Source organism: Pedobacter sp., from assembly GCF_035566355.1.
Classification (GTDB): Bacteria; Bacteroidota; Bacteroidia; order Sphingobacteriales; family Sphingobacteriaceae; genus Pedobacter.
Window position 1 is genome coordinate 1 of record NZ_DATMRL010000507.1, and the last position, 9,510, is coordinate 9,510.

Sequence of the window (9,510 nt, forward strand, 5' to 3'; positions counted from 1 at the left end):
CCAATAGCGATTATGTTAAACTGAGTGCCTTATTGTCCAGAAAAACTAAAGTTCATTTAAGTGAAAGTACCTTAAAAAGAATATTTGGAAAGTCTAAAACTTCGACCCGTTATTATCCGCAAAAAGCAACCCGGGATGCGCTTGCTCAGTATATAGGCTGTAGAGACTGGTACGAGTTTGAATTAAAAAATCCAATAACAGATGCCCCAAATTTATTAAAACCGGATCCTGTTGTAAGTGTTGCTCCAGGTATAAACACAGGCAGGTCAGTCAAAAAAACAGTCCTGCTGTCTGTACTTTTGGTTTGTATGGTACTGGCTGTCATTGCATTTTTAAAATTTCTCCCTTCTTCTGAACGGTCTGCTGAAAATGTACACTTGTACTGCTTAAATCCAGAAGGCCAAACCCCGCACTCCGCCCTGTTCAAATTAAATGTAAAAGGTGAATTACCCGATTCCTTATCCAATTTCGAAATTGATTTCGGCGACGGGAAGCTAAAGAGATCTAATTTCAGGGATAGTCTGGTTAATCATTATTATGAAGTTCCGGGAAGGTATTACCCACAGTTGTACTATAAAAATAAAGTAATTGATACCGGTTACGTCTATCTCCAGACAAAAGGCTGGAGCGTTACAGGTTCCATGCAACATGATACGACACGGGTATACCCAATTTCAAATACAAGATCTGCAATCGGAGAAATCCCCCGGATATTGGAGAAAGATATTGTTAATGCAGGTCTGGATAACAAAAAGACTTTTTTTATCGCATTTACCAATATTAAACCGACTCATATCAGCGGAGATAATTTTCAGCTTTCCGCGCACCTTACAACATCTCAGGACAGAGCTGGCGTGAGATGCTCTCAAGTGGATGTTACCGTGTTTGGAGAAACCGATTACCATTCCTTTGACATCATGAAACTGGAATGCGCAGCATGGACATCTTACAAATTTTCAGAAAACTACAAGGAAGGCAAAAAGAATGATCTAAGAGAGCTTGGTCATGATCTGAGCAATGGAGGAGCAGTGAAATTCCAGGTTGAACATCAGCAGATCAGTTTATTTGTTGGCTCGAAAAAGGTACTTACAACACATTATAAAAAGTCTATTGGTAAGATCATGGGCGTCAAAATATCGTTTTCAGGAATAGGTCGTTTTGACAACTTCCAATTGTCAGACCTGAAAACAAATGAAAAATTCTAACAAACACCATCGTCAGAATCTATAGCTCAGCGCGCAGGAAAGTGCATTCATATCCAAACCATATCCGGCATTATTATTCAACTTTCCAAAGAACCCTTTGGTAAGGCTCATATCCCAATGCTCATAGAGTAATGCCCCTATTTTCACGTGACCGGATAACCAGGCTTTATTCAAAGCCACATAATCAGAAACCAACACAGGCGGCGCTGCAAAACCATAATGGTATTGAAGCTCATTTTGCTGATAGGAAGATATATTAATCCCTAAACCTCCTCCCGCATAAATTCTAAAATGTTCTTTTCGTAAAAAACTATACAATATTGAAAAATAAGGCGAAATACTGCTTCCTTTTAAATCATAACTATATCCACCATTAGAATAAGGCCGCTCTATTGGAATGCCGGAGTACCTGATCTTTTTATAGGTAAGCTCTATCCTGATCATCAGGTCCTGCAAATTCCTCGGTCCGCTAAAATCTACCCCTATAATCGGAAAAAACGTTGTTCTATTTTTAAAAGAAACCCCATTTAAGGTCGCGTTTTCACCACTTACATCCAACCTGGCCGAAGAGAATCCGGCTCCTGCAAAGAAATGAAAAAAATTACGCTTAGAATTCCGCGGCGCAAAAGCAATTTCCCGGCGATTCATAGCAAGAATAATTTTCTCCAGGCTATCATCGGTATAGGAAGCGGCGTTGATCACTCTTTCCAACGAACCGTTAAGAACATCGTATTGATTAGCCAGACGGATTAGCTCCGTTTTATAGCCCTCCTCTTTCACCACTCTTGAACCACTGTAACGATCCAAAGCCACTCTATAGCTCAACTCCTTATAACTTCCGGATTCCTCCACATAGAAATGGTTCTTTTCGTCAACCAAACTGTACAAACCGATCTTCGGTCCTTTAACAATTACCCGGAGCAACACCGTATCCCTCACTACTGAATCCTGCCCTGCCGGCCACAACTTCCCCAAATCAACAGGAGCGATATCTTTCAAAACAATAGCTTTCCGGTAGGAATCCAGCCCGTTAACCTCAAAAGAAAAAATCTCTTTGATCCCATATATGCTGGTTTCTTTGGATAAAGAATCCGATCTGAACGTAATTTTAACCGGGTTGCGGTTCCAGGATTTATAATTAATCCAACCCGTCTTTTTTTCACCTCCCTCTAAAACGATACTTCCTTTTCTAAGTACACTTTGAGCAGATACATGGACGCAAATAAAAGCTGTAATTATCAATGCAAACAAAACTGATTTCATGACGTAAAACTCTCACATCCAGATCTCAAAATCAATCCATAGACTAAAAATCCATAAACTTTTATTGCTTTGCCAGATTTGACGCTATTATATTCTGAATTAGCTATTAAAAACCTCAGAAACAGAATATTATTTCAAAAAGAAATTAAACACCATCAAAAGGAATAATTTTTAATAAAAAATTACAAAATACTGAGAATTGTCGATTTATCTTATTGAAGCAGCAAAACAAAAAACCAATACGCAGACAATAAAACCTAATCTGAAAGAACGAGAAATTCAGGCTTCTTCAAATCCAATATAACAGTAGCATTCTTATGGTAAAGTTCAGAGTAACAATTAAAATATAGTTTACCACTTTTCTTTCTACTAAACTTTATATCATCAATCGACCATTGAAACCCCTTGATTTTCAGAAACTGTAAATATGAATCTGGGATATCAGGATACAGATTAAAATCTTTTACGATTAGATTATTAAAAAACAGACCACTTAGAAATTTAATCTCACTAGTTAGTGTGTCTACCGCCACTAAATATTTACGTCCTATATGCGGCCCCTTAAAGACACGACTCATTCCCGTCGCCTGATTGTAAAATCTCAATCCCTTAGTAGAAACACTAAATAATAAATAATTACTCAAAGGATAAAAGAGCTCTTTAACCGCCTCGATATCAAGATCCATTTTTGAGCCTCCGTCCGGTAAAAGCTTATCAAAGAAAAAATCCGAAGAAGATTTTAACTGATTATCAAAATAAATTCCATTATTAGAAAAGCTAGCATATTTAATATTATAAGCAGCTATATTTTTGTAAGTAAGATTATAAACAAACTCCTTTACTTTTACAGACTGCGCATTCAAGTTTAGGCCAGTTATACATAATATGATAAGTATTAGAGATTTTTTCATCGGAATCTATATTCCTTTTCAGTAATTCGCTCAAAATAACCGGTATTGACGGTAATGTGATAATTCATTTCAAAAGTAGTCCGAAAGTATTTCTTACTTCTTGATAACTTTTTCTTATCTAAAATAACTACTATTGGCAACCCCCAAGACTTATACATCTCTTTGAGAGGTCCCTCCACAGAATCGATGGTTTTAGTATTTTCATAAAAGTAAATAACACCTTGCCCGATTCTTTTTAAGGTTCCCGAAACCGAGTCGTGAGCGGTGTAATACCTTAGGAATTTTTCTCCCCAAATTTTCAACTTATAAGATTTATAATTACTATCCGTAAAACAAACTCTATAATAGCCAGCATCTAAATGCTGTGCACCAACTTTCAATGATAACATCATGATTATAAGTACTATGAATATTTTTTTCATTTCAACAAATATGTTAAATAGTTAAATTTTATCTTTATAATAAAGCGTAGCCATAAAATAATTTGACCTTTTAAAGGGACATAAAGAACTGCTTTATCTCACCTAATCATTAAGCTTTTTGCCACAAGTGAATAACGCCCCTATTTTCTCCTCCATTTTTAATAATCATCAAGCGATCATACTATTACGGCTTAAACAATTGTCGAATTATTTTCTCATTTTCACCTGCTTTTAAGTAAAGATCTATGTAATCATAATTACCTTGATCAAATGTTAATTTTCCATTTTTCATTAGCCTTGAATTTATGGCTCCTGATTGAGGTGTCGCGGCACCGTGTGCGGCTTCATACTCTGGAGCTGTAAAACCATATTTCTTTCCAGAACCCTGAGAATTTTTTCCAGCAATGTAAGATTCTGTTACTTCATGCAACATGTCTGCTCCTGGTTTTCCATAAAAAGAACTTATGTCATTCAAATTTTGAACATTTACTTCCTGTAACGTTTCGACTACTGAGAGACTGTTTCCGTCTTGCATAACTGTCTTGTCCGTTATTGTGTTTCCCATCAACGATCCACCAATCAATAAACCTCCTTTGGATTCAGTCTGATTATTGGACGCCTCTACATTCACGTTTACACTGTGATCGTCTATTGCGGTCATCAGTTGGCTAGAGTTTCTATTCATTTTAGCCCCATCCACTTTTGTATAACTAACTTTCCCAGTTTCTTTATTCATAGATAAAGTCAATTGTCCCTGTACCGCCTTTTTCAATTCCTCTAATGCTTTATCCTTTTCACTTCCTTTTAAAATCACATCCCAGGGTTCCATTCCATCTGGATCAACAAAACGTAACGGATTATTAAACGCATGGTTATACGTACTGAATCTTCTCATTTTCTCCGCCAACGGATCTATTGTATTCCACCTCCCAACTGCCGGATCATAAAACCTGGCTCCATAATCATATTGCTCCAGCCCATCCTGCAATTCCTTCCCATTATAAAGATAATTGTTTCTAGCTCCTAAAACATAACTGTTAAAGGCCTTTCCAAATGGATAATAATCATCACTTTGTATTTTAGTACCTGCACTGTTAAAGGAATATCTTGCATTGCCCAAATGATCTTTCAATGTATACTCATAAGTATATGCTCCAGAAACCGGTCTTGCTATCCCCTCTTCTGTTTGAATGAAATCAATCGAAGATCCAGTGTATTGTATGCCATTAACATAATGTGTGGTCACAGAACCTTTTACCCGGGTCAGTTTCTTACCAGTCGCATCATAGGTGTAAGTAGTAGCATTAGCTCCAGTAATTGTAGCTGGCAGATTTAAAACATTGTAGGTAAAAGTATTAATACCATCTGTCAGAGCATTCCCATTCAAATCATAAGTATAACTTCGGGTCAGCCCTCCTGTAATTGCATTCAACTTGTTACCAGTATAAGCGTACACCTGTGGAGATAATGCATCCCGAGTTAATGTCATAATATTTCCCATAGGATCATAACTAATTCCCTGTTCATTTTTTCCATCCGTAGAAACACCCGAAATGAGCCGGTTTAGTTTATCATAAGCATAAATATAAGTTTTCGTAGGCCCTCCTGCGGTACTCCATTGCTGATTGGCAATATTTCCGTTATATTGAGGATAAGTTCCATCTGTATAATTAAAAGCCAGTAAAAACCCAGGTGCCGCACTTCCTGTTAACCAACCCCGTTCGTTATAAGAAAAGGTGTTTGTATTTAACCCATTGTTCCTCTTTTTGGCAGTAAGCTGCCCTATCCCATTATAGACCAATTCTGAAAGTAACACCTGGGCACTGGAAGCATTACCAATCTTTTCATAGGTTTTAATCTTTCTGCCCATATGATCATATTCATAGGTTAAATAGATCATAGTACTTGTCGATCCTATAGCATGAGTTCTGGTGTTCGAAATAACCTGATCTTGGAAATTGTAAACCAGATCTATCGCATCAACGCCACTCAGATGGTTCTGAGCCCTGCTCTGAGCCAACCTTCCCTTTGCATCATAGTAATTTGCTGTGAGCAGCATAGTTGCTGTTCCCAGAATATTCACTTTTGAACCCGTAAGCAACGATTTAACTGCAGTACTTTGTGTACCAGTTGGAGTGCCAAAAGTATTCCCATAAAAACTATAGTCATCATAATAATTCAGGGTATAATAAGAAGAAACCAAATTATTTGCAGGCAAGGCCACATTCGTATAACCAGTTCCAGTACCAGAAACATTCGTATTGTCTCTTAACTCACAATTTTTAGTCGTCTCATTAAATGAGGCTTGCCAAGCCACCCGGGTGCTGCTACTCGAAATAACACCTGTGATGATCGGTCGGCTAAAGGTATCATATTTACTAAACAACCATTTACCAGCAACAGCCTGAATTGCATCTCTGCTCATCACCAATCTATCCAGCTTATCATAAACCATTTCTTCCCAGCCCTTACCAGGAATCTTTTTCTCAATTATCCTGCCCAGTCCATCATAGTGATAAGCATAAACCAATTGATCAAACTCAAGTGTACTTCCTTCAGTTAAAGACAGAGCCGTCACCTTAGGTGGAATTACATACCTTAGTCTATTATATTCATCATACACATAGTGCGTAGAACGTGCAACCACTGCACTTTCCCAAACACGTTTACACACAATTTTGCCTTCCATATCTTTGTACTCTTCAATAACCCCTGCATTTCCACTAATCCAGTTCTCATCTTTACTTAAGGTTTTCATTAACTCTCCAGCCCCATAACTTGCCACAGTACTAACCGTTGTTCCGGTAATTTTCCATAATTTCACCGTATCGGCTGTACTGTTTAACTTATAATCCACCTTCTGGGTATGTCCTGAACCGGTAACTGAACCATTAAGTGGTTGCCATGATGCCCCACAAGCACCTTGCTCCATTATCCTATTCATTGGTGATGGCTCATAAACTGCTTTGCTATAGGGATAAGAGGTTTGAACTACCCCCGTTGGTGGAGTACTGTAATAGGCTAGTGCACTCGCTTCTGCTCCAATTTTAAAACCCGCATCATTAGTGGTTGCACAAAATGGCAAATAATGCAAATTTGGCCTGCCTAGATCATCGTAAGTAGCCACGCTAACCAAATCATATTGATCACTGCTTCCTTTCCAGACTACAGATTGCATCAACCTTCCTAGACCATCAAAATAATTCACACTACGATTCACACTAGATACTGGAAGACCTATCAGGCTTCCTTCACTGGTAAGTCCAGCTACTTTTACCGAACTTTCCATGATAAAATTCTGAGTCGTTGTTGGGGTTTGGGCAATACTTTTTGGGGAAACAAAGAGCAATACCGGGACGATAAACGTAAAAACATATTTCTTTTCCATACCTCTAATGTTTATAGTTATACTGATAAGATTTCACAATATGCCCATCACTGTTTTTAATCAGCTTAAGTCTTAAAAAATCATCATACTCATAAAAAACTGATATCCCTTTGGAGTCTGTTGAGGTACTCATCCCAGACAGCGGACTGTAAGTAAATGAACTCATCATTGCATTCGGAAGACTGGTTCTAATAATTCCCAGGTGCGTATTTAGAGCAGCATCATTTGCAGGGTTACTCAGTATGGCTGGATTTGCCAATGCACTTACAGTTGCATAATCACTCCCTATGATTTTGGCAACAGGATAAGCCTGATTATATCCCCACAAATAAACCTCTTTAAAACCTCCCGGCTGATATTTTTCAACCAGATTTCCATTACCATCATAATTAGAAAAAATAGTTTCCTTAAAGTCCGAAGCAGAAGTATAGTTTTTATAGCCAGACAAATAAAGTTTATTCGTATACCAGGTACCAAAGGTATATTTAGCCCCTCCTGTCAATAACGGCGTTCCTCCTGAGACAGTCAATGTATTGTTTACCTCAAGGGGAAGGAGATAGTTCCTGCCTAGTAAGGTGGCTTTCATCACTTGTTCCGGGCTCGTCAGGCCAAATTTAAAATCAGTTACGTTATTAAAAGCATATACATAATTTGCCTCTCTTGTTGCACCATTGTTTATTGTGGTTTTAACTTGCTTTACCAGAGGCCGGCCATAATACAGGGTATCATAGGTGTAAGTTGTAGAAACCAACTGGTCACCCCCCGCTCCATATGTTTTTTCAAAAGTAGCTGTTAACCCGTAAACCCCTCCCGAAATGTAGTAATTAGTCCGCCTGGCCATGAAAGGAGGTGCACCCGGCGTAGCCGGGTAATCACGGCAATTGATAAGACCATGAGTGTAATAAAGTGTCAATATGGAACCCATTGCCGACTTTTTCATCGGAGAGCCAAGCGGCAAATAACCATACCAGGAATAATTTTCTTTTAGCAGTGTACCATTTTGCGCATAGATCTTTTTGGACAACAGCTTTCCGCGTACTTTAGACTGTTCCATAGATAAGGGCATAACAGGATACTGGGTAACAGGAGGAAGTGCATCTGGCGCATATGAATATTTACAATCTGTATATCCATTCCCGGCTTCAACAGTTCTTACTTCCGGATAAACAACATATGAACCCCCATCATTAGCTAAAGGATAGCAACTCGTCGTATAAAGCCGCATGTACATACAACTATTGCAATCGTTATTAAACTCATTCATAATCCTGACTGGTGTATTCAAGAACCCACTTGTTAAGGTAGAATCGGTAGAATACATTTTATACAAATAAGCAGTACTGTTATTTTTACCCGAAACAGGATCATAATCCCTTACTTCTTTTACCCTTAGCCCACCAACAAGGCGGTTATTTTTTGTAAAGTTTCCATAAGGAGTTGTGACCCCTTCATTTGACATGGTAGATTCTTGCCATGATCCTGTAATGTTGTTAAACAGGCAGGTATTATCTTTATAAACTTCAAGCCTGTAATTACCATTTGGTAGATCCCATTTGTTGTTAGAACTATTATTAAATGTTTGGATTAAAAAACCTCCATACAGATCACCAGGAACCAGTAGTCTATAAATCTTAACACTATAAGAAGCGCTACAATAGTTAATGCTGATATTATAGTTAAAATTGGTCAACCCATTTGTAGAATTGATAGTAAACAATTGACGGAGTGAAGGTAAAGTTGGACCTCCGCTTGTAAAATCTGTTCTGGTAAAGTTTCTGTAAACGTTATACGCAGGATCTGGGGTGAGTTGATCACCAGGATTCAAAGCCGTATTTCCTTCATAAATAAATGTTCTGGTTCCTCCTGTAGGATAAGTTATTTTATTAAGAATATTTGCTTTTGCATAGCCAGGACTGCAATATCTGTTTGCCAAATTTGTTAGATTAGCAGTCACACCATAATAAGTGGTCATACAGTTTGGAAAGTAGGTGGTATTGTATTGCCCATTATAAAAGCCCCAAAAATCAACTGATCTTGACAACCGGTTCGGCATAGTTACGAAAGGCTCATAATCAAATTTATAGGTCAAACTATCCGTTCCGGAACTACCAAATTCAGAAAAATTAGCCAACATTAATCGTTTATCTGCAGCAAAACCGGATCCGGTATAAAACTGATTAAGTTTATACGTCTTCTTTAGGTTGCCATTAGGATCGTACACCGCAATACTGCGTATTCTTGTTCCTCCGCCAAGATCGGCACGATCCTGAGTGGAGTTGAAAAGAACATATCCATTTGAACCCGTTATTTTCTTTGGTATA

6 protein-coding genes are annotated in these 9,510 nt (G+C 38.0%); 1 reads left to right on the plus strand and 5 read right to left on the minus strand.

Annotation, left to right across the window (positions count from 1 at the left end; translation table 11 throughout):
- The coding region (locus tag VNZ46_RS19720; protein ID WP_325561825.1) for a hypothetical protein at positions 1 to 1,205 on the plus strand (1,205 nt) is incomplete at its 5' end.
- A gap of 12 nt (positions 1,206 to 1,217) precedes the next feature.
- Here the strand turns inward: VNZ46_RS19720 and VNZ46_RS19725 are convergent.
- From VNZ46_RS19725 to VNZ46_RS19745, 5 genes are all read right to left on the minus strand, one after another.
- On the minus strand, positions 1,218 to 2,468 hold the full coding sequence (locus VNZ46_RS19725; protein ID WP_325561826.1) for a hypothetical protein: 1,251 nt from the start codon (positions 2,466 to 2,468) through the stop codon (positions 1,218 to 1,220).
- A 257-nt stretch (positions 2,469 to 2,725) separates the two neighbouring features.
- On the minus strand, positions 2,726 to 3,331 hold the full coding sequence (locus VNZ46_RS19730) for a hypothetical protein (RefSeq protein ID WP_325561827.1): 606 nt from the start codon (positions 3,329 to 3,331) through the stop codon (positions 2,726 to 2,728).
- Between the two features lie 44 nt (positions 3,332 to 3,375).
- Positions 3,376 to 3,801, minus strand: coding sequence for a hypothetical protein (locus VNZ46_RS19735; protein ID WP_325561829.1), 426 nt, complete (start codon positions 3,799 to 3,801; stop codon positions 3,376 to 3,378).
- A gap of 184 nt (positions 3,802 to 3,985) precedes the next feature.
- Entirely contained in the window at positions 3,986 to 7,189 is a 3,204-nt protein-coding gene (locus VNZ46_RS19740) for an RHS repeat domain-containing protein (RefSeq protein WP_325561831.1), read from the minus strand.
- Positions 7,190 to 7,193: 4 nt separating this feature from the next.
- Positions 7,194 to 9,510 (minus strand): hypothetical protein (locus VNZ46_RS19745; RefSeq protein ID WP_325561833.1); only part of this gene is annotated, 2,317 nt, incomplete at its 5' end.